Raw genomic sequence first — 20,028 nt, forward strand, 5'->3', positions numbered from 1 at the left:
GCCGAGAGAAATCGCAGTCATGGCGTCAACCCCGGTTCCCGGAGACGGTCTCGCGCAGCGCGCGCAGGGACTCCTTCAAGGACCCCGTGGTGGCGAGCACGGCGGTGGGCTCGTAGCCGCAGTGCGCCATGCAGTTGGCGCAGCGCGGGTCCTTGCCGCGGCCGTAGCGGTCCCAGTCGGTCTCCTCGACGAGCTCCCGGTACGTGGGGACGTAACCGTCGCTCATCAGATAGCAGGGGCGCTGCCAGCCGAAGACCGAGTAGTTGGGGATCGCCCAGGCGGTGCACGGGAAGTCGATCTTCCCCTCGAGGAAGTCGAGGAACAGCGGCGAGTGGTTGAGCCGCCAGCGGTGCCGGTTGCCGCCCGCGAAGGCCTTCCGGAACAGTTCGCGGGTCTGCTCCACGCCCAGGAAGTGCTCCTGGTCGGGCGCCTTCTCGTAGGCATAGGCGGGCGAGATCATCATCTCGTCGACCCTGAGGTCGTCGTTGAGGTAGTTGAGCACCTCGATGACGGTCTGCGGGGTGTCGGTGTTGAAGAAGGTGGAGTTGGTGGTCACCCGGAAGCCGCGCCGCTTGGCCTCCTTGATGGCCTCCACCGCCTCGTCGAACACGCCCTCCTTGGCGACCGACCGGTCGTGCCGCTCGCGCAGTCCGTCGATGTGCACCGTGAAGGCGAAGTAGCGGGACGGCCTGAACTCGTCCATCTTCCTGCGCAGCAGCAGCGCGTTGGTGCACAGGAAGACGTATTTGCGCCGGGCCACCAACTGCCGGACGATCTCCCCGATCTGAGGGTGCATCAACGGCTCGCCGCCCGCGATGGACACCATCGGCGCACCCGACTCCAGCACCGCTCCCACGGCCTGGGCGACCGGCATGCGCTGCTTGAGCACCCCGGCCGGGTGCTGGATCTTGCCGCAGCCCTCGCACTTGAGGTTGCAGGCGAAAAGCGGCTCAAGCTCCACGAGCAGCGGGAACTTGTCCCGCCCGCGCAGTTTCTGCCGGGCCAAGTATGTAGCGACCTTGATGGACTGGCGCAGCGGCATGGCCATCGGGCTCACCTCCTGGGGAGCAGAACATTACGGTGCCATTCGAGGAAAGTCGGCAGGACGGACCGAAGAACACGGAAAGCCGATATTCCGCCGCGGACCGTTCCGATACGGACGAGCTCATGCTCTGGAGCGTCCACGACCACGCGCACTGCCGCAACCGGGCGCGCGCCCGTGCGCACGGCGCTCAGGAGCGTGGCCGCCGATTCCATGTCGACGGCGATTGCGCCGGTCGCACGCAGCGCGGCCCGTTCGGCGCCGCGCACGATGCGGCCGGAGCCGGTGAGCGGCCCGGTGTGGACGGTGCGTCCGGGCAGGGCGCGCATGAGCTCCTCGACAAGCACCTCGGTGCCGACGCACGGCACGGTGCCGCGCGGGGCCCGGGTCTCCTCGGCGACGACGAGGTCGCCGGGGCGCATGCCCGGGACGAGTCCCGCGCAGAAGCCCGTGGCCAGTACCGCGGCCCGCGCCAGCGGCGGGCCGGCCAGCGCCCGGGCGACGGACCGCTCCGCCGCCCGGGGTCCCATTCCCGTCCGCAGCACGGTCACCGGACCGCTCGCGCCCCGCAGGTCCGGCCCGGCTCCCCGGCGCCGGGAGCCGGTGCCGGGGAGCCGGCCCGGCCGGCCGTGCGCGGCCCCTTCCGCGCCGGGGCCTTCGCGCTCCCCCGGGCTTTCGGTCCCGGGCGTGCGGAGGGGATCTTCGGGAGCCCTCGGCACCGGCCCGTCCCCGCGTCGCACACCCCGGGCGCCCAGGCGCAGGGCGAGGTGCTCGATGCCGAGCGCGCAGGCGATCAGCAGCGGGGGCGGGCCGGGCCGGGCGCCCATCAGCTTCCCCCAGCCTCGGCCCGGGAGGAAACGACCGGGGGTTCGGCGGTGCGCCGGGCGGTGGCGGGCCCGCCGTGCAGATACCGGCCCAGCGCGGTGAGCGGGAAGACCTGCCGGTAGAGGTGGTAGTTGATGGAGAAGTCCCAGGGGAAGCCGGTGCCGGTGAAGTACGGCTCGTCCCAGGAGCCGTCCTCCCGCTGGGTGGCCACGAGCCACTGGACGCCGCGCTCGACGGCCCGGGAGTCCCTCTCCCCGGCCGCGAGCAGCGCCATCAGCGCCCACGCGGTCTGCGAGGCGGTGGAGGCGCCCTTGCCGCTCCACTTCCTGGGGTTCTTGTAGGACCGCAGGTCCTCGCCCCAGCCGCCGTCGTCGTTCTGCACGCGTTCCAGCCAGGCCACCGCGCGGCGGATCGCCGGATGGGAGCCGGGCAGGCCGGCGGCGATCAGGGCGGGCACGACGGATCCGGTGCCGTAGAGGTAGTTGACGCCCCAGCGGCCGAACCACGAGCCGTCCGGCTCCTGCTCGGCCAGCAGCCAGGCGATGCCGCGCCGGGTGCGCGGGTCGTGGGCCAGGCCCTCGGCGGCGAGCATCTCCACGACGTGCGCGGTGACGTCGGCCGACGGCGGGTCGATGACCTCGCCGAAGTCGCAGAACGGCAGCCGGTTGGGGAAGGGGCTGGTGTTGTCGACGTCGAAGGCGCCCCAGGCGCCGTTCCTGGACTGCATGCCGAGATTCCAGCGGACCCCGCGCCCAATGGCCCTGTCCACCCGCTCCGGGTCGTGGTGCCTGACCCGGCGCAGCGCGAGGATCACCTCTGCGGTGTCGTCGACGTCGGGGTAGTTGTCGTTGTGGAACTCGAACGCCCAGCCGCCCGGCGGCAGCCCCGGGCGGCGCACCGCCCAGTCGCCGGGGCGCACGACCTGCTCGCCGAGCAGCCAGTCGGCGGCCTTGACCAGCTGCGGGTGGTCGGCGGGCAGGCCCGCGTCGGCGAGCGCGATGGTGGCCAGGCAGGTGTCCCAGACGGGCGACTGGCAGGCCTCGACCATCCGGGAGCCGTCCTCGCGCCAGACGGTGAAGCGGTCCAGCGACTCAAGGCCGGCGCGCATCACCGGGTGGTTGAGGTCATACCCCAGCAGATGCAGTGCGATGATCGAGTACACTGCAGGGGGCTGGATGCCACCCCAACAGCCGTCGTTCTCCTGGCGTTCGATGATCCAGCGTGCGGCGGTGTTCATCGCGGCCCGGCGCACCCGTTTGGGTGCCACCTTGCGGAAGGCGTGCAGGGCCTTGTCCAGACGCTGGAAGAGGCCGTCCCAGCTGGTGGCCGGGGCGAGCGGCCGGGGCGGACTGGGACGGTCCGGGTCGGTGTGCAGTTCGTCCAGCGGGAAGGGCGCGGGGCGTACCGGCCGTTTGGCGAAGACGATGGTGAGCGGCACGATGGTCTGCCGGGCCCAGCAGCCGAAGTCGTAGATGTTGAGCGGCATCCAGGTGGGCAGCCAGATCAGTTCGGGTGGCAGTTCCGGCAGGTCCTCCCACTTCCACCAGCCGAACAGCGCGAGCCAGATCCGGGTGAAGACACGGGAGGCGGCGATGCCGCCCTGTTCCCGGATCCAGGCGGAGGCCCTGGCCATGTGGGGTGCGTCGGGCGCGTCACCGGCCAGGCGCAGGGCGACATAGGCCTCGATGGTGGTGGAGAGGTCGCCGGGCCCGCCGTGGAAGGTGGCCCAGGTGCCGTCCTCGCGTTGCTCCGCGCGGATGAACAGGGCGGCGGCGCGGGTGGTCGCCTCGTCGGAGATGCCCAGGAACTGGCGCAGCAGCAGGTCCTCGGCGTCCATGGTGACGTTCGTCTCGAGGTCGCCCTTCCACCAGCCCTCGGCGTTCTGCCTGGCCAGTAGGAAGTCGGTGGCCCGTCTGACGGCTTCTGCGGCGGCTTGTGGTGTCCCGGCCGCCTCGGGGGTGGTGAGTGCGGTTTCCGTGGCCGCGGCAGCGCGGGACGGCAGTGTCGCCCCGGTGCTTCCGTCGGTCGTCGTTGTCATGGCTTCCCCTTCGTGCAGTCGTGCGAGTCGTGCTGCTGTGGGTCCGCCGTCGGCCGGTGCCCGAAACCCCCTGCGGCACCGGCCGTCGACTGTCAGAGGCTGGTTCGGCCGATAGGGATCAACCCTTCCGTGCGACGACGAAGTCGGCGAGCGCGGTGAACGCGGCCCGCACCTGTTCGGGCATGTTCACGGCGTCGAGGGCCTCGATGGCGATGGCGTGCTGACGGCGCGCCTCCTCGGTCGTCCACTCACGGCCGCCCGCTTCCTCGATGAGGGCGGCACGGGCCGCGAACTCCTCCTCGGAGAAGTTCGCGAAGTCGCTGCTCCTGGCGTCGGCGGCGAGGATCTCGCCGAGCCGTTCGGAGGCGGGGCCGCCCGCCGCGAGGGCGGCCACGACCGGCAGGGACTTCTTGCGCTGGCGCAGATCGCTCCAGGTCTGCTTGCCGGTGGCCTTCGGGTCGCCCCAGATGCCGAGGAGGTCGTCGACGGCCTGGAAGGCCAGGCCGAGGTGGTAGCCGTACTTCTCCAGCAGGTCGGCGGTGGCGTCGTCCGCGCCGCCGAGGACCGCTCCGATGGAGCAGGCGCAGGCGAGCAGGGCTCCGGTCTTGTTGCCCTCCATCTCCAGGCACTCCTCGACACTGACGCGGTCGCGCTGCTCGTAGGAGATGTCCTGCGCCTGACCGTCGATCAGGGCGCGGCTGGCGGTGGTCAGACGGCGGGCGGCGCGGCCGGCCTCGACGGTGCCGAGCTCCAGCAGGACCTCGTTCGCCAGGGCGAACAGGGCGTCGCCGACCAGGATGGCCTGGGCGGGGCCGTGCACCTTCCAGACGGTGTCGCGGTGGCGGCGCTGCTCGTCGCCGTCCATCAGGTCGTCGTGCAGCAGCGAGAAGTTGTGGACGAGTTCGACGGCGACCGCGCCGGGCACGCCCGCCTCGGGCGCGGCCCCGGCCGCCTCCGCGGAGAGCACGGCCAGGGCGGGGCGTACGGCCTTGCCGCCGGAGGCGTCCGCGGGGTTGCCCTGGGCGTCGATCCAGCCGAAGTGGTAGGCGGCGACGGTGTCCATGGGAGGGGCCAGGCGGTCCACGGCCGCCCGCAGTACCGGCGTGGCCAGGGTCCGGCCGCGCTCCAGCAGCGCGGTCACGTCCACCGCGGTCCCTCGAGCGGGCGTCGAGGCCGGGGGAACAGTGGGCACAATCTCTCCTCTTGTTGCGGTGCCGAAAGTGCGGAAGCCTGCCACGGGATGCTGATCGAGCGTCATGCCGCCGCCTCCTCGATGGTGAGCAGACGGTCCGGCCGGGGCCGGCCCAGGGTGGTCAGTGCGGCGTCGGCCGCCTGCACACCGCTGCGGACCGCACTCTCCATGGTCGCGGGCCACCCGGTGGCGGTCCACGCTCCGGCCAGGTACAGGCCGGGTGCCTTGGTGCGGGCGCCGGGCCGCAGTCGCCCGACGCCGGGTGCCGGGGCGAACGTCGCCGTGCGCTCCCGGGTCACGAAGAAGTCCTTCACCTCCGCGCCGCGCGCGCGGGGCAGCAGCCGCTCCAGCTCGGGCAGATAGCGCTCCCGCAAAGCGGCGACGGGCAGGTCGATCTCGTCCTGTGCCACCGACTGGGACACGGCCAGGTACTGACCGCGTCTCAGCCCGGACGCCCCGGTGCGGTCGAAGACCCACTGCACGGGCGTGCCGAGCGCCGCGAAGAAGGGCTTGGTGAGCACGGTGCGGTCGTAGACGACGTGGACGTTGAGGATCGGTGCGGTGCCGATGCGGAGCAGCCGGTCGGGGTCGTCCAGGGCGCCCGGGGGCAGCAGGGCGTGCGCCTCGCGCTGCGGGACGGCGAGGACGACGGCGTCGGCGTGCAGGGTCCCGCCGGGCACCCGGACGTTCCAGCCCCCGTTCCCGTCGCTGGAGACGGAGGTGACACGGGTGCGCAGTTCGGTGCGCACGCCCGCGGAGTCCAGTGCCCTGCGGGTCATCCGGTCGTGCAGCTCGCCCAGGGGGACGCGGGCCCAGCCGATGTCGGCCGCGCCCGGGTCGGAGAGCAGCCCGGTCTTGAACACCATCGCGGCCAGCGCCAGCGAGGCGTCGGAGGCGACCGCGTTGAGGGTGGCGACCCCGACCAGGTTCCACAGGGCCTCGACGGCGCGCGCGGACTGGCCGTGCGCGGCCAGCCAGCTGCCGAAGTCCTGCGTGTCCAGGGCCGGGTCGGCGGGGTCGAGGGCCTTGAGCGCGAGCGCGGCGCGGCCCGCCCGGATGCGCTCGGCGAGCGTCAGATGCGGGTAGGTGGCCAGGCTCCGCCCCAGGTGCAGGGGGACGGGCAGCGCGTCGCGGCGCAGTCGGCCCAGACGCCGTCCCTCGGGGCGGCGGACATCGAGGACGGGCACCTCGAGCCGGTCCTGCAGCGGGGCGAGTGCCGCGCCGCCGATCCGGTCGAGGAGCCGGCGGTAGGCGGTGCAGCAGCGCAGGTAGACATGCTGCCCGTTGTCGACGGCGAGGTCGCCGCGCCGGAAGGAGAAGACGAGTCCGCCCAGGCGCGGCCTGCCCTCGAGCAGGGTCACGCGCACCCCGGCGTCGGCGAGCTCGAGCGCGGCGGTGACACCGGCGAGTCCGCCGCCGACCACGACGGCGTGCCGCCCGGCCGGGCCGCGGGTGCCGGTGAGCTGCTCCTGCTGCCGCCTGTCGTCGGTCATCGTGCGCCCTCCCCCGCGTGTCCGCCGCGCTGGGCGCATCCGCTGCGGGCGGCTGCCGCCGCTTGGGCGCACAGGGGCGCCCGCCGCTTCGTGCCGGTCGTGGCACCGTGCACCGACAGGGTCCTCACACACGCCTCCTGATGGTCCGCCGGTTCACGTGCCGGGCGTCGAGGCCGGACAGGCCGCGCACGGCGACATACGCCTTCTCGTGTCCGGGCAGCGAGACCCGGCCGCGCAGCACGGCCTCCGGCTCGCGCTCGATGCGGTCGAGCAGACGACGGTAGATGCCGGCCATGGCGGCGACGCACGCGCCGCTGCGCCGGTCCAGCAGGGGCAGCAGCCGGTAGCCCTCGGCGAACAGGGCACGGGCCCGCCGCACCTCGAAGTGCACCAGGCCCGCGAAGTCGGAGCCCTCCGGCGGGGTCGGTCCGCGGAATCCCGCCGAGCAGCCGAACTTGGCGAGGTCGTCGGCGGGCAGATAGACCCGGCCGCCCTCGGCGTCCTCGCGGATGTCCCTGAGAATGTTGGTCAGCTGCAGTGCCAGCCCCAGCGTGTCGGCGTACTCGGGGGCGCGTTCGGCGCCGCGCGCTCCCGGCTCGGTGCCGAACACACCGAGGGAGAGCCGTCCGATGGCCCCGGCCACGCAGCGGCAGTAGACCTTGAGGTCCTCCCAGGTCTCGTACGTCGTGCCGCGCACGTCCATCAGGACGCCGTCGATGAGCTCGTCCAGGCCCTCGAGCGGGATCGGGAAGGTGCGGGCGGCGTGGGCGAGGGCGACGGCGACGGGGTCGGTGTCGTCCTCCTCGACCGCGCCCGCGCGGATCCGGCCGAGCAGCGCCCTCGCCTCCTCCAGACGGGTGACCTTGACCTCGTCGGCCAGCGCGCCGTCGCCGATGTCGTCGATCCGCCGGGAGAACGCGTACAGCGCCGACATCGCGCGGCGCTTGGGGGCCGGCAGCAGTCTGATGCCGTAGGCGAAGTTGCGGGCCTGTCCCGCGGTGACGGCCTCGCAGTAGCTGTAGGCGGCGAGTACCTGCGCGGACACGAGCGGTTCCGATTCCACGGCCCGGATCACCCCTCTCCTCGCAGCGTCAGGCCCGCCTCGCGCAGCAACTGGACCTTGCCGGGCCGGGGCGGGCCGGGAAGTACGTCGTAGTCGGCGGCGGCGATCGCCCTGAGCGCCGCCCTTCCTCCTGCCACGAACCCTGCGAGCAGCAGTTTCAGCCTGCCGTGGACGCTCCCCACGAGGGGGGCGCCCTCGTCCAGGAGCGCATGGGCGCGTTCCGCCTCATGGGCGATCAGCGCACGCACCGACGCGTTCGCGGTAGGCGCGGCGAGGTCCGCCTCCTGGACGTGAAAACGTTTCATGTCCGCGGCGGGCAGGTAGATGCGGTCGCGGCCGAGGTCCTCCTTCACGTCCTGGAGGTGCTCGACGATCTGCAGGGCGGTGCAGATGGCGTCGGAGCGGCGGATCCGTTCGGGGGTCGAGGTGCCGGTGACGGCGAGGACGAGGCGGCCGACGGGGTTGGCGGACAGTTCGCAGTAGGCGAGGAGGTCGTCGTAGGTCTCGTACCGCGTGACGAGCTGGTCCTGGCGGTTGGCGGCGATCAGGCCGAGGAACGGCCCGGGGGTCAGCGAACGGCGGCGGACGGTGGGCTGGAGCCGGCGCAGCAGCGGGTGGCGCGGGGTGCCGTCGAAGACCCGGCGCAGATCGGCCTCGAGGGCGTCGAGAAGGGCCAGGCGGTCCTCCGCCCGGTCGGCCGGTACGCCGAGCAGCCGGGCGTCGGCGCCGCCGGGGGCCAGGTCGCCGTCGCCGATGTCGTCGACGAGGCGGGCGAAGCCGTAGACGGCCATGAGGTCGGTGCGCCAGGCCCTGGGCAGGAAGAACGGTGCCACGGGGAAGTTCTCGCCCGCGGCCTTGTCGAGGGTGGCGCGTTCGGGGTCGCGCGCCGTCGGTGCCGGCGTCATCGTCCGCTGCCCGGAACGGGGACGGCACATGCTGCGCTGAGCTGGGGAGTTTCCGTAGCCATTGCCGTCACATCTCCCGTTCTACACTGCCGACCCGACACACGCTGTCTCGGACACGCCGCCCGGCCGTCCGCGGCGGCCCGACGGAGGGTGTCGCGCATTATCTCCCCACTTGCCGCTTTCCAGGACCGGTACAGCTTACGTTGTACTACGCACCGGGCTCCGCCGGGGTGTCCCGGACGTCGCAACAACACACCGATTGCGCCAAGATCCCTTCATTCGGCGGGAGTTGATGCGTTCTTCGCAGACGCCGGACCCCGCCGAAACGGTTGCGACGGGGCCCGAACGGGTGGAGGTCACCTGCCGGTGAACTTCTCGTACTCCTTGAGCACCTCGTCGGTGGGCCCGTCCATGCGCAGCTCGCCGCGCTCCAGCCACAGCACCCGGTTGCAGGTGTCGCGGATCGACTTGTTGTTGTGGCTGACCAGGAAGACCGTGCCGGCCTCCTTGCGCAGCTCCCGGATGCGCTCCTCGGAGCGCTTCTGGAACTTGCGGTCGCCGGTGGCCAGCGCCTCGTCGATCATGAGAACGTCGTGCTTCTTGGCGGCGGCGATGGAGAAGCGCAGCCGGGCGGCCATGCCGGAGGAGTAGGTGCGCATCGGCAGGGAGATGAAGTCGCCCTTCTCGTTGATGCCGGAGAAGTCGACGATCTCCTGGTAGCGCGCCTTGATCTCCTCGCGGGACATGCCCATGGCCAGCCCGCCGAGGTAGACGTTGCGCTCGCCGGTCAGGTCGTTCATCAGCGCCGCGTTCACCCCGAGCAGCGAGGGCTGGCCGTCGGTGTAGATCCTGCCGTTCTCCACCGGCAGCAGGCCCGCGATGGCCTTGAGCAGCGTGGACTTGCCGGAGCCGTTGGTGCCGATCAGACCGATGGCCTCGCCGCGGTAGGCGACGAACGAGACCCCCTTGACGGCGTGCACCCGGCGTACGCCCCGCGCCGCGTCGCCGCCGCGCCGCAGAATGCGGTTGAGGGCGGCGGTGGCGCTGCCCTTGCCGCCCTTCGCACCGTTGACCCGGTAGACGACGTGCAGCTCGTCGACGATGACGGTGGGCACGCGCTGCCCGCCGCCGTGCTGCTCCCGCCCGCGCTCCGGCTCAGCCACGGCCGTACCTCTCCTCCGCCTTCCAGAAGTACACAAAGCCACCGACGAAGAAGACCACGGCCCACCCCAGGGCGGCAGCCCACACATGCGGCGGCAGATGCGAGGAGCCGTAACCGTCGATCAACGCAAAACGCATCAGATCCATGTAGACGGCGGCCGGGTTGTACTGCAGCAACCGGATGAACCACTCCGGCCGCCCCGCCAGCATCCCGTCGATGGAGAACATCACACCCGACGCATACATCCACGTCCGCGTCACGAACGGCATCAGCTGCGCCAGATCCGGCGTCCGCGCCCCCATCCGCGCCATGATCAGCGCAAGACCGGTGTTGAAGAGGAACTGCAGCACCAGCGCCGGCACGATCAGCAGCCACGCCGGCCCCGGACGACTGCCGAAGGCCAGCACCACCCCGAACAGCACGACCATCGACACCAGCAGCTGCTGCAACTGCTGCAACGCAAACGAGATCGGCAGCGAGGCCCGCGGAAAGTGCAGCGCCCGCACCAGCCCCAGATTGCCCGAGATGGCCCGCACCCCCGACATCACCGAGGTCTGGGTGAAGGTGAACACGAACACCCCCGTGACCAGAAACGGCACGTAGGTGTCCTGCGCCAGCCCCCGGTCGGCCTGCAGGATGACCCCGAAGATGAAGTAGTACACCGCCGCGTTCAGCAGCGGCGTGACCACCTGCCACAGCTGCCCCAGCCTGGCCTGGCTGTACTGCGCGGTCAGCTTCGCCTGGGAGAAGGCCAGGATGAAGTGCCGCCGCCGCCACAACTGACGCACATACTCCGGCAGGGAAGGACGCGCGCCGCTGACGGACAGACCGTACTTCTCGGCGAGCTGGCGCGCCGTGAGGCCCTCGTCGGACGACGGGGCCTTGCCGAGGGCGACGCCGCCGTCATGCGTTGTCTCGCTCACAGGTGGAAACTTTCGTCTTCGGGATGCGCACCCTGTGCGGATGTCCGGGCGGGGCACGAGCACCGGCCGGACGGGCCGGACGCTCCGGGAAACGAGCTTGTCAGATGATCGGTGGTCGGCCCAGTCGGGTGAGTCGCCACACCGTACGCCATCGCATGGGCCGACGCGGTCCGCAGGGTGTGGTCCAGCCCTCCTTGAAGCCGCCGAACCAGGCCTTCAGGGCCGGCCGGGAGGGGCGGCGGACGAGGGTGAGCAGCAGCCACACCCCCAGGTAGAGCGGGATGAGGGGGACCGGGAGGTTGCGGCGGGCGAGCCAGACGCGGTTGCGGGCGACCATGCGGTGGTAGACCGCGTGCCGCGAGGGCGCGGTCGTCGGGTGGTGCAGCACCATGTCGGACCGGTAGTCGATCATCCAGCCCGCGTCCAGGGCCCGCCAGGCCAGGTCGGTCTCCTCGTGGGCGTAGAAGAATTCGTCCGGCAGCAGGCCGACCTCCGCGAAGACCCGCGTCCGCACGGCGTTGGCGCCGCCGAGGAAGGTGGTCACCCGGGAGGAGCGCATCGGGTCCGAGGCGCGCAGCCGCGGCACATGACGGCGCTGGGTGACGCCGGTGTCCGGGTCGGCGATGCGGAAGCTGATGATGCCGAGCCGGTCGTCGGCCGCGAAGGCCTGGCGGCACAGCTCGGCGGTGTCGGTGCGGGCGAGCAGGCCGTCGTCGTCGAGGAACAGCAGGATGTCGACGTCGCTGCCGGCCGGGCCGAAGGCCTCGATGCCGACGTTGCGGCCGCCGGGGATGCCGAGGTTCTCCGGCAGCTCCACCGTCCGTACGCCCTCGGGGACGTCCGGGACGGGCGAACCGTTGCCGACGACCACCACCTCGATGGGGTCGCCCTCCTGCTTGGCGACCGAGTCGAGCAGGGCCCGCAGCTCCTCGGGGCGGTTGCCCATGGTGATGATCACGGCGCCCACTTTGAGCGAAGAGGTCATGCCGCTCACCTCAGCCTGCTGGACGCGAGAATGGACACCAGATGCAGAAGCGTCTGCAGAAGCGCGATGCCGGCCAGGACCGCGATGCCGAGCCGGGTCCAGAACAGACCGCCGGCGATCAGGTCGCCCACCGCGACCAGCAGGATGAACAGGCTGGCCTCGACGCCTCCGACCAGGCGGTGGAACTTCAGTGCGGCGGCCGCTCTGCGGGCCAGGGCCAGGCCAGAGGAGCGGGGCACGGCCGCCTCGTCCCCGGCCGCCGGCAGTCCGCTGCGGGCGCGGGCCACGTCGACCAGGTCGGTCTCGGCCTTGATCAGGACGGCGCCGAGCGCGGCCAGGGTGCCGAGGAACGCCCACAGCCACTGCGGGCCCTCGGTGCCCCGCAGGTCGGCGCCGCGCAGTCCGAAGCCGGCCAGCAGGGCCGCCTCGGACAGATAGTGGCCGACGCGGTCCAGGTAGACCCCGGTGACGGAGGTCTGGCCGCGCCAGCGGGCGATCTCCCCGTCGACGCAGTCCAGCAGCAGATAGACCTGGATCAGGACGGCACCGAGCAGGGCGCCCGGCAGGCCCGGCACGAGCAGGGCCGCGCCCGCCAGGACGCCCGCGACGACCATCAGGCAGGTGAGCCGGTTGGGCGTGATCCTGGTGCCCACCAGGCGGCGGTCCACCCGCAGGGACACCTCCCGCATGTAGAGGCGGCCCGCCCAGTGCTCACCGCTGCGCCGGTCCCTCACCCCTTCGGGGTGCACGACCGGGCGTAGTTCAGCTACCGATGGTCTTGACATAGTCGAGGTAGAGACCCTTGATCTGGTCGGACGTGAGGGCGAGGTGTTCGAGGATCGTGTAGCGGCCGGGCCGGGTCTCCGGAGCGAACTCCACCACCCGGACGAACTCGTCCACCGTGAAGCCGATGTCCGTGGGCAGCACCGGCAGCCCGTGCCGGCGCAGCACCGCGGCCATGGCGGCCGACTCCTCATGGGCCCCGCGCAGGTACATGGCGAAGGCGGCGCCGATGCCGCACTGCTCGCCATGGCTCGCGGCCCGCTGGGGGAACAGCAGGTCGAAGGCGTGGTTGATCTCGTGGCAGGCGCCGGAGGCGGGCCGTGAGTCGCCCGAGATCGACATGGCGATGCCGGTGAGCACCAGGGCCTCGGCGAGCACCTGCAGGAAGTCGCTGTCCTCGATGCCGCCCGGATGGCGCAGGACGGCCTCGCCCGCCTGACGGGCCATGGCCGCGGCCAGACCGTCGATCTTCTCCCCGTTGACGCGGTGGGACAGCTCCCAGTCCGCGACCGCGGAGATGTTCGAGACGGCGTCGCCGATGCCCGAGCGCACGAACCGGGCCGGGGCCTCGCGGATCACGTCCAGGTCGATGAGGACCGCGATCGGGTTCGGCACGCCGTAGGAGCCGCGGCCCGCGTCGTTGTCCAGGGTGGCGACCGGGGAGCACAGGCCGTCGTGGGAGAGGTTGGTGGGCACCGCGACCAGGGGCAGGCCGACGCGGGCCGCGGCGAACTTCGCACAGTCGATGATCTTGCCGCCGCCCAGGCCCACCACCGCGTCGTAGTGGCCGCTCTTCATCTTCCCGGCCAGACGGACGGCGTCGTCGAGGGTGCCGCCGCCCACCTCGTACCAGTCGGCACCAGGCAGCGAGGGAGCGATCCGCTCCCTCAGCCGGGCACCGGAACCGCCGCTGACCGCGACGGCCAGCCGCCCCGAGTGCGAGATGCGCTCGTCGGCGAGCACCGCCGCCAGGTCGTCCAGCGCGCCGGCGCGGATCTCCACCACCACCGGCGAGGGAATCAGCCGGGTCAGTACTGGCACGCGATCTCACGCCCCTTGGCGAGATCGTCGTGGTTGTCGATCTCCACCCAGCTGACCTCCCCGATCGGCGCCACGTCCACCCGGAAGCCCCGGTCGACCAGCTCCTGGTAGCCGTCCTCGTAGTACAGCTGCGGATCCCGCTCGAAGGTGGCCTTCAGCGCGTCGGCCAGCTCCTCGGCCGCCTCGCGCTCGATCAGGGTGACCCCGATGTACTCGCCGGTGGCCTCCGCCGGGTCCATCAGCTTGGTGATCCGCCGCACCCCCTTGTCCGGGTCGACGACCACCTTCATCTCCTCCTCGGCCAGCGGCTTGACCGTGTCCAGGGCCAGGATCACCTTCCGGTCGCCGCCCCGGGCCTCCAGCAGGGTCCGCTCCACCGACACCGGGTGCACCGTGTCCCCGTTGGCCAGGATCACGCCCTCCTTCAGCGCCTCCCGGCCGCACCACAGGGAGTAGGCGTTGTTCCACTCCTCGGCCCGGTCGTTGTCGATCAGCGTCAGCTTCAGGCCGTACGTGCGCTCCAGCGCCGCCCGACGCTCGTAGACGGCCTCCTTGCGGTAACCGACGATGATCGCCGCCTCGGTCAGGCCTATCTCGGCGAAGTTGCGGAGCGTGAGGTCCAGCACCGTCGGGGCGTCGGCCGCGCCCTCCGGCCCCACCGGCACCAGCGCCTTGGGCAGGCTGTCGGTGTAGGGGCGCAGACGCCGTCCGGCGCCGGCCGCCAGCACAAGGCCGATCATGCGGGTTCTCCTTCGTCGTGTACGGCGGGTGCGCCCCTCAGATGAGAGGTCACCCAGAAGTGAATGCTCTCGGCGAGCACGACCAGGGCCACGGCCACGGCGAGCACCGTGAGCGCGACCGTGAACTGTGTGGCGGTGAGCAGCGCGGCCAGCACGGCGACCAGCAGCGTCCGCCCCTCCTGCCCCCCGATGGCGCGCACCAGCCAGGCCGGCGGCGCTCCGGCGTCGCCGCGGATGCGGTACACCGTGTCGTAGTGATGGTAGGCGACGGCCGCGACCAGCCCGAAAGCCGCGGGAAGCGCCCCGGGCACGTCCGCTTCGGCGGCCAGGACCAGGACGGTTCCGTATTCGGCGGCGCGCAGGAGCGGGGGGATCAGCCAGTCGAGACGGCCGGTGAGGGGCCGGGCGAGGGCCAGGCCCGCGAGGAGGGCGTGGCAGACGGCGGCCACGACGACGCTCCAGGGGCCGCCCAGGAACAGGGCACAGGCCAGGACCGCCACGCCGAGCACGGCCGGCGGCAGCGGGGGGTACCGGTGTGCTCCGGCACCGGGCAGTGCGGCGGCGAGGGAGGCGAGCGGTCCGTTGTCCGCCAGGTCCGCCAGCGCCCGCGCCGCCCGGTCGGTGCGCCGTGCCGTACGGGTCACCGACCGCAGGACCCGCCCCGCCGTGGTGTACGCCGCCGCGAAGGCGCAGCCGACGAGCAGCGCGCAGAAGGTGATCCTCGGGGTGGTGGCCGCGGTGAGGACGGCGATCATGGCCCAGCGTTCGCCGATGGGCAGGACGATCATCCGGCGCACCCAGACGGTCCAGCCGACCCTGTCCAGCCTCTCGGAGAGGGCGGCGGTGGGGCTGGTGCTGGCCGTGGCTCCGGCGTTCGCCTCGTTGAAGGAGAAGTCGACCACGTGCCGGCAGGTCTGCAGGACCATGGCGCCCAGGGCCAGGGCCCATACGTCGTCGCCGCCGCGGGCGGCGCCGAGGGCGAGGCCGGCGTAGTAGGCGTACTCCTTGGCCCGGTCGAAGGTGGCGTCCAGCCAGGCGCCGAGGGTGGAGTACTGCAGCGAGTAGCGGGCGAGCTGGCCGTCGGTGCAGTCGAGGACGAACGAGGCGATGAGCAGCACGCCGGCGGCGACGAACCCGGCGCGGGTGCCGGTGGCGGCGCAGCCGGCCGCCACGAGCGCGGTGAGCAGGGAGGCGGTGGTGACCTGGTTGGGGGTCAGGCCGCGGCGGGCGCACCAGCGGGCGAGGTAGCGGGAGTACGGGCTGATGAAGAAGGTGGTGAAGAAGCCGTCGCGGGCCTTGACGGCCGACTTCAGGCGTATGGCCTCGTCGTCGACGGCGTCGACGGCCTGCCGGGTCTCGTTGCGGGACTGGGGGTCGTCGGGCACGGCGGCGACGAGGCTGCCCAGCTCGGGGCGGTGCACCTCGGCGCCGTCGGCCTCCAGGGCGGCGGCGATCCGGTCGGCGAGTCCGTCGAGGACGACGGGGGCACCGCCCTGCTCGCGTGCGGCCGAGGACCAGGGGGAGGTGCCGCCGGCGGCGGAGTTCTCGCGGGCCATCGCGCGGGTCAGCGCCTGCCGGCCGGCCGGGCGGGCGGTGACCGCGCCGGGGATGGCGGCGAGCGGGAAGCGGGGGTCGGTCAGGCCCAGGCGCAGTGCGTGCAGATGGCCGACGAACCGGGCGTCGACGACGGCGACCCGCTGGTCGGCGGGCACCTGGGCGAGCAGGGTCTCGGCCTCTGTTCCGTCGGCGGCGATCCGCACGTCGAAGCCGAGGGACCGCAGATCGTTCTCCAGCGACGATCCGGGAACCGGCTGACCGGTGAGGATGGCGGTCGACAACCGAACTCACTCCCTGGGGGCCGACGCATCCGCGCCGGTCGTGTGCATGATGGGACGCCGCCGGCCCGTGGCACTCGAGCGGCATCGGCAGAGGCTATCGGATGCCGGGAAGCGCTCGTCCACCGCACCGTTCACCGGCCGTGCACGGGCCGTTCACGTGGTCCGGCACCAGCCGTTCACAGGGGCCGGCACGGCCTTCGCCGCGATCATCATCGGTGATCCGGGGGCCGGGTCACAAACTCCGCGCCACCGGAGCGGACGTCCCCCGCGCGTCGGGCCGGACACCCCCGTCCCTGCGGGCATCCCGTACGAAGTTCATACCGTTCATACGGTTCATACGGACATCCTGTCGTTCATACGGACATCCCCTTCACGCATGCCGTGCCGACGCGGCCGTCCCGCGGCGTCCCGTCCCCCGGCGGCCGTCCGCGGCAGTCCGCGGCAGTCCGATGTGGGACTCGTCACGGAAGAACGCCCCGGACGCTCCGGCGCCCCCGTACGACGGGACCGGGCGTGCGGCCGGACCCGCCGGCAAAGCGGTCGGTCCGGGCGACGGGGCGGGGTACCCGGCAGGGGCTCCCAGCAGGGCGGGACCGGTCGTCGCACCCCGGCGCCCGGACCGTGCGGCACCCTGCTCCTCGAGCTGTTCTCGCAGGTCAGGGCACATGACAACGGTGTTCAGTGCCGCGTTGCCCCATACCCCCCTCCCGTAGTTCACTTCACTGTGGTCCCGCGGAACGAGGAAAGGCGGTCGGTCACATGGGTGCCGGTCATCACCACGGGCACGCGCACGGCGTCAGGGCCGGCGACACGGCGGCGGCCGCGCACCGGGGCACCCTGCGCATCGCACTGTCGATCACGCTCACCGTGATGGTGGTGGAGATCGTCGGCGGTCTGCTCGCCGACTCCCTCGCGCTGGTCGCGGACGCCGCCCACATGGCCACCGACGCCCTCGGCCTCGGCATGGCCCTGCTGGCCATCCACTTCGCCAACCGTCCGCCGAGCCGGCACCGCACCTTCGGCTACGCCCGCGCGGAGATACTCGCCGCGCTCGCCAACTGTCTGCTGCTGCTCGGCGTCGGCGGCTATGTGCTCTACGAGGCGGTGCAGCGGTTCTTCACCCCGGCCGGCACCCAGGGCGGGCTGATGATCGTGTTCGGCGCGGTCGGCCTGGTCGCGAACGTGATCTCCCTGATGCTGCTGATGCGCGGCCAGAAGGAGAGCCTGAACGTGCGCGGCGCCTTCCTGGAGGTGGCCGCGGACGCGCTCGGCTCGCTGGCGGTCATGGTCTCGGCGGCGGTGATCCTGCTCACCGGCTGGCAGGCCGCCGACCCGATCGCCTCCCTCGCCATCGGCCTGCTGATCGTGCCGCGCACCGTGCGGCTGCTGCGCGAGACCCTCGACGTGCTGCTGGAGGCGGCGCCGAGGAACGTCGACCTGGACGAGGTGCGGGCGCACATCCTGGCCCTGGACGACGTGGAGGACGTCCACGACCTGCACGTCTGGACGATCACCTCGGGTCTGCCGGTGCTGTCCGCGCACGTGGTCGTCCGCTCCGACGCCCTGGACGCCATCGGTCACGAGAAGCTGCTGCACGAGCTGCAGGGCTGCCTCGGCGACCACTTCGACGTGGAGCACTGCACCTTCCAGCTGGAGCCGAGCGGGCACGCGGAGCACGAGGCCCGGCTGTGCCACTGACGGCCCGCGGGGACCGCCGCCGGCCCGCGGGGGCCCGGAGGGTTCCGGGCCGGTCCGGGCGGCTCCGGGACGGTCCAGGCGGATCCGTTCGATTCCGTGCGGGTCCGTACGGTTCCGGGCGGGTCCGGAGGGTTTCCGAACGGTTCCGGGCGGGTCCGGGTGGGCACGCTCATCCACTGGGCCCCTCGCCGTGCCGTCACGGGACATGCGGGGGTGCCGGGAAGCGCCAGGAGTGCCGGTTTCGTACGGCAGACTTGAGCTCGAGGACCGAGGCGAAGGATGGGTATGCCGATCACACCTGCCACCGCGAAGCACAGCTCGTCGAACGGCACCGCGGATGCGATCATGCTGGAACTGGTCGACGAGGACGGCGTGACGACCGGCATCGCGGAGAAGCTCTCCGTTCACCGGCCGCCGGGCCGGCTGCACCGTGCCTTCTCGGTCTTCCTCTTCGACGACCGCGGCCGGCTGCTGCTGCAGCAGCGGGCGCCGGGCAAGTACCACTCCCCCGGTGTGTGGTCCAACAGCTGCTGCGGCCACCCGTACCCCGGCGAGGCGCCCATGGCGGCGGCGGCCCGGCGGACGTACGAGGAGCTGGGGACCTCCCCGTCGCTGCTCGCCGAGGCGGGCACGGTGCGCTACAACCATCCGGACCCGGAGTCGGGGCTGGTGGAGCAGGAGTACAACCATCTCTTCGTCGGTCTGGTGCAGTCGCCGTTGCGGCCCGACCCGGAGGAGATCGGGGCCACGGCGTTCGTGACGCCCGCCGAGCTGGCGCAGCGGCAGGCGGAGGGCACCTTCTCCGCCTGGTTCCCGACCGTGCTGGACGCGGCCCGGCCCGCGATCAGGGAGCTGACGGGGGGCGCCGGCTGGTGAGCCCCGGCCGGTGGGGACGTACGGCGGTGCGGAGGGCCGCCGGGGCTATCGCGCGGGTTTGAGCGGCAGGGCGACCCAGATCACCTTGCCGCCGCTCGCCGTGTGCTCGACGTTGCAGACCCCGCCGGCCTCCCGGGCGATCTCGGTGACCAGGAGCAGCCCGCGGCCACCGGTCTGCCCGTGGTCGGCCTCCAGGGCGGTCGGACGGTAGGGGTGGTTGTCCTCCACGGCCACCCGCACCCACTCGGCGCCGACGGCGACCTCCACGGCGAGCATCGGCGACAGCAGCGCCGCATGCCGCACGGCATTCGTGACCAGCTCGGACACGATCAGCAGCAGCCCGTGGACCAGGTCGTCCGAGACCGGAACGCCCTGGCGCAGCAGCAGGTCCCGGACCGCGTGCCGGGCCTGCGGGACCGAGGCGTCGACAGCGGGAGCGGTGAACCGCCAGACTCCCTCGTACGGAAGAGGATCCGACGGTCTGCCGTCCACAGGTGCCCCCGCGCCGCCCTCTGGGCGTGGGCGTGGGCCGTACCCGCGCCCGTGGTTGTCCATTGTCCGGTCCCCACCCTCGCGCTCGACTGTCACCACGTGTCGAGTGTTGGTAACGCAGCGCTCTCCGCCCAAGGACTGAACACAAGTCAGCGTGTTTCTAGCGCTTTCCGACCGTTGGCGTATGACTCGGTCACGTGTGGGACCGCTCCTGCCTCGTCCACGCTGCTTTCACGAACTCTTCGGGTTGTACGGTCCGCGCACCCCGTGACAGGTCCCGACAGGTCACGACACGTCCCGGGCCGCCTGGTCGGAGACCATGCCGACGATACGGCGGCCGCCGAAGCCGGTGGCGACCAGACCGAGCCCGTCGAAGAGAAGGGCGAGGGAGATGAACGCCCCGATGACGTACTGGCTGTTGCTCGGCCAGCCGGCCAGCACCAGGACGCCCAGCAGCAGGTAGAAGAGGCCCAGCAGGAGGGTCCAGCCGAACTGGGAGCCGCGTACGACGGCGCTGCCGACCACCCGGAACAGGCCGCCGGTGAGGAACAGCAGGGCGGCGAACATGGTGAGCGCGACGGCGGCCTCGTACGGATGGCCGATGATCACGACTCCGGCGGCGATGTTCAGGGCGGCGACGATCGCGCCGAGCCAGAAGAAGCTGGAGCCGCGGGACCGGACCGCGTGCACCAGCCCGATGAGTCCGCCGATCAGCAGCAGCCAGCCGAACAGGAGCATGGAGGTCAGGGTGACGGCGGCCGTGTAGACGAGGCCGACGACTCCGGCGACCACCAGCAGCGTCCCGAGTCCGGCGAGCCAGCCGAAGTCGCGGCTCATCCTCTCCGTCTCGCTGCGGGGCCTGTGGGACATGGTGAACCTGGCCATCGGCGCCTCCTCGCTGCCGCGCCCCCGATTCCTCCGCTCCCCTGGTC

At 72.1% G+C, this 20,028-nt stretch carries 18 protein-coding genes; 2 read left to right on the forward strand and 16 right to left on the reverse strand.

What is annotated here, in order from left to right; translation table 11 throughout:
* Positions 1-25: 25 nt before the first annotated feature.
* The 14 genes from hpnH to CCN35_RS21395 all read right to left on the reverse strand — a co-directional run bounded on the left by hpnH (position 26) and on the right by CCN35_RS21395 (position 16,030).
* Entirely contained in the window at positions 26-1,048 is a 1,023-nt protein-coding gene (gene hpnH / locus CCN35_RS21330; RefSeq protein ID WP_067400490.1) for an adenosyl-hopene transferase HpnH, read from the reverse strand.
* A 5-nt stretch (positions 1,049-1,053) separates the two neighbouring features.
* Positions 1,054-1,869: a phosphorylase family protein gene (locus tag CCN35_RS29670; protein WP_245863328.1), complete on the reverse strand. Its 816-nt coding sequence runs from the start codon at positions 1,867-1,869 to the stop codon at positions 1,054-1,056.
* Positions 1,869-3,905, reverse strand: a complete 2,037-nt coding sequence (shc, locus tag CCN35_RS21340) for a squalene--hopene cyclase (protein WP_086793924.1) — start codon at positions 3,903-3,905, stop codon at positions 1,869-1,871. Before shc ends, CCN35_RS29670 begins: the two co-directional genes overlap by 1 nt.
* A 118-nt stretch (positions 3,906-4,023) precedes the next feature.
* Positions 4,024-5,163 carry a polyprenyl synthetase family protein gene (locus CCN35_RS21345; protein ID WP_086793925.1) on the reverse strand — a complete coding sequence of 380 codons (1,140 nt, stop codon included), beginning with the start codon at positions 5,161-5,163 and terminating at the stop codon, positions 4,024-4,026.
* Positions 5,160-6,722, reverse strand: coding sequence for a hydroxysqualene dehydroxylase HpnE (hpnE, locus tag CCN35_RS21350; RefSeq protein WP_342748643.1), 1,563 nt, complete (start codon positions 6,720-6,722; stop codon positions 5,160-5,162). Before hpnE ends, CCN35_RS21345 begins: the two co-directional genes overlap by 4 nt.
* A complete protein-coding gene (gene hpnD, locus CCN35_RS21355) occupies positions 6,715-7,665 on the reverse strand; it encodes a presqualene diphosphate synthase HpnD (RefSeq protein WP_169721379.1) in 951 nt (316 codons plus the stop codon). The genes hpnE and hpnD overlap by 8 nt, the downstream gene beginning before the upstream one ends.
* Complete coding sequence (gene hpnC, locus CCN35_RS21360; RefSeq protein ID WP_086793940.1) at positions 7,662-8,558, reverse strand: squalene synthase HpnC; 897 nt, start codon at positions 8,556-8,558, stop codon at positions 7,662-7,664. The genes hpnD and hpnC overlap by 4 nt, the downstream gene beginning before the upstream one ends.
* 356 nt (positions 8,559-8,914) lie before the next feature.
* Positions 8,915-9,721: an ABC transporter ATP-binding protein gene (locus tag CCN35_RS21365; RefSeq protein WP_086793927.1), complete on the reverse strand. Its 807-nt coding sequence runs from the start codon at positions 9,719-9,721 to the stop codon at positions 8,915-8,917.
* Positions 9,714-10,643 carry an ABC transporter permease gene (locus CCN35_RS21370; RefSeq protein ID WP_086793928.1) on the reverse strand — a complete coding sequence of 310 codons (930 nt, stop codon included), beginning with the start codon at positions 10,641-10,643 and terminating at the stop codon, positions 9,714-9,716. Before CCN35_RS21370 ends, CCN35_RS21365 begins: the two co-directional genes overlap by 8 nt.
* Before the next feature lie 100 nt (positions 10,644-10,743).
* Entirely contained in the window at positions 10,744-11,628 is an 885-nt protein-coding gene (locus CCN35_RS21375; protein WP_086793929.1) for a glycosyltransferase family 2 protein, read from the reverse strand.
* A gap of 5 nt (positions 11,629-11,633) precedes the next feature.
* Positions 11,634-12,413, reverse strand: a complete 780-nt coding sequence (locus CCN35_RS21380) for a CDP-alcohol phosphatidyltransferase family protein (RefSeq protein WP_086793931.1) — start codon at positions 12,411-12,413, stop codon at positions 11,634-11,636.
* Positions 12,391-13,452, reverse strand: a complete 1,062-nt coding sequence (locus CCN35_RS21385; RefSeq protein ID WP_086793933.1) for an iron-containing alcohol dehydrogenase family protein — start codon at positions 13,450-13,452, stop codon at positions 12,391-12,393. The genes CCN35_RS21380 and CCN35_RS21385 overlap by 23 nt, the downstream gene beginning before the upstream one ends.
* Entirely contained in the window at positions 13,440-14,192 is a 753-nt protein-coding gene (locus CCN35_RS21390; protein ID WP_086793934.1) for a phosphocholine cytidylyltransferase family protein, read from the reverse strand. The genes CCN35_RS21385 and CCN35_RS21390 overlap by 13 nt, the downstream gene beginning before the upstream one ends.
* Positions 14,189-16,030, reverse strand: a complete 1,842-nt coding sequence (locus CCN35_RS21395; RefSeq protein WP_067396865.1) for a DUF5941 domain-containing protein — start codon at positions 16,028-16,030, stop codon at positions 14,189-14,191. The genes CCN35_RS21390 and CCN35_RS21395 overlap by 4 nt, the downstream gene beginning before the upstream one ends.
* Before the next feature lie 759 nt (positions 16,031-16,789).
* On the opposite strand from CCN35_RS21395, the gene CCN35_RS21400 reads away from it, so the two are divergent.
* Positions 16,790-17,728, forward strand: a complete 939-nt coding sequence (locus tag CCN35_RS21400; protein WP_067396867.1) for a cation diffusion facilitator family transporter — start codon at positions 16,790-16,792, stop codon at positions 17,726-17,728.
* A gap of 285 nt (positions 17,729-18,013) precedes the next feature.
* Positions 18,014-18,604 (forward strand): isopentenyl-diphosphate Delta-isomerase, encoded by a 591-nt coding sequence (gene idi / locus CCN35_RS21405; protein ID WP_067396869.1) that lies wholly within the window; start codon positions 18,014-18,016, stop codon positions 18,602-18,604.
* Positions 18,605-18,649: 45 nt separating this feature from the next.
* Here the strand turns inward: idi and CCN35_RS21410 are convergent, their stop codons facing one another.
* Both CCN35_RS21410 and CCN35_RS21415 read right to left on the reverse strand, forming a co-directional pair.
* On the reverse strand, positions 18,650-19,159 hold the full coding sequence (locus tag CCN35_RS21410) for an ATP-binding protein (protein ID WP_067396870.1): 510 nt from the start codon (positions 19,157-19,159) through the stop codon (positions 18,650-18,652).
* A gap of 222 nt (positions 19,160-19,381) precedes the next feature.
* Positions 19,382-19,966 carry a DUF308 domain-containing protein gene (locus CCN35_RS21415; RefSeq protein ID WP_342748644.1) on the reverse strand — a complete coding sequence of 195 codons (585 nt, stop codon included), beginning with the start codon at positions 19,964-19,966 and terminating at the stop codon, positions 19,382-19,384.
* Positions 19,967-20,028 lie beyond the last annotated feature (62 nt).

The organism is Streptomyces thermovulgaris (genome assembly GCF_002155915.1).
GTDB classification, from domain to species: Bacteria; Actinomycetota; Actinomycetes; order Streptomycetales; family Streptomycetaceae; genus Streptomyces; species Streptomyces thermovulgaris.

Bases quoted from the DNA above. Each gene is read 5' to 3' on its own strand.
- hpnH (WP_067400490.1), bottom strand. From the start codon at position 1,048: ATGGCCATGCCGCTGCGCCAGTCCATCAAGGTCGCTACATACTTGGCC.
- CCN35_RS29670 (WP_245863328.1), bottom strand. From the start codon at position 1,869: ATGGGCGCCCGGCCCGGCCCGCCCCCGCTGCTGATCGCCTGCGCGCTC.
- shc (WP_086793924.1), bottom strand. From the start codon at position 3,905: ATGACAACGACGACCGACGGAAGCACCGGGGCGACACTGCCGTCCCGC.
- CCN35_RS21345 (WP_086793925.1), bottom strand. From the start codon at position 5,163: ATGACGCTCGATCAGCATCCCGTGGCAGGCTTCCGCACTTTCGGCACC.
- hpnC (WP_086793940.1), bottom strand. From the start codon at position 8,558: ATGACGCCGGCACCGACGGCGCGCGACCCCGAACGCGCCACCCTCGAC.
- CCN35_RS21375 (WP_086793929.1), bottom strand. From the start codon at position 11,628: ATGACCTCTTCGCTCAAAGTGGGCGCCGTGATCATCACCATGGGCAAC.
- CCN35_RS21380 (WP_086793931.1), bottom strand. From the start codon at position 12,413: ATGTCAAGACCATCGGTAGCTGAACTACGCCCGGTCGTGCACCCCGAA.
- CCN35_RS21390 (WP_086793934.1), bottom strand. From the start codon at position 14,192: ATGATCGGCCTTGTGCTGGCGGCCGGCGCCGGACGGCGTCTGCGCCCC.
- CCN35_RS21400 (WP_067396867.1), top strand. From the start codon at position 16,790: ATGGGTGCCGGTCATCACCACGGGCACGCGCACGGCGTCAGGGCCGGC.
- idi (WP_067396869.1), top strand. From the start codon at position 18,014: ATGCCGATCACACCTGCCACCGCGAAGCACAGCTCGTCGAACGGCACC.
- CCN35_RS21410 (WP_067396870.1), bottom strand. From the start codon at position 19,159: ATGGACAACCACGGGCGCGGGTACGGCCCACGCCCACGCCCAGAGGGC.
- CCN35_RS21415 (WP_342748644.1), bottom strand. From the start codon at position 19,966: ATGTCCCACAGGCCCCGCAGCGAGACGGAGAGGATGAGCCGCGACTTC.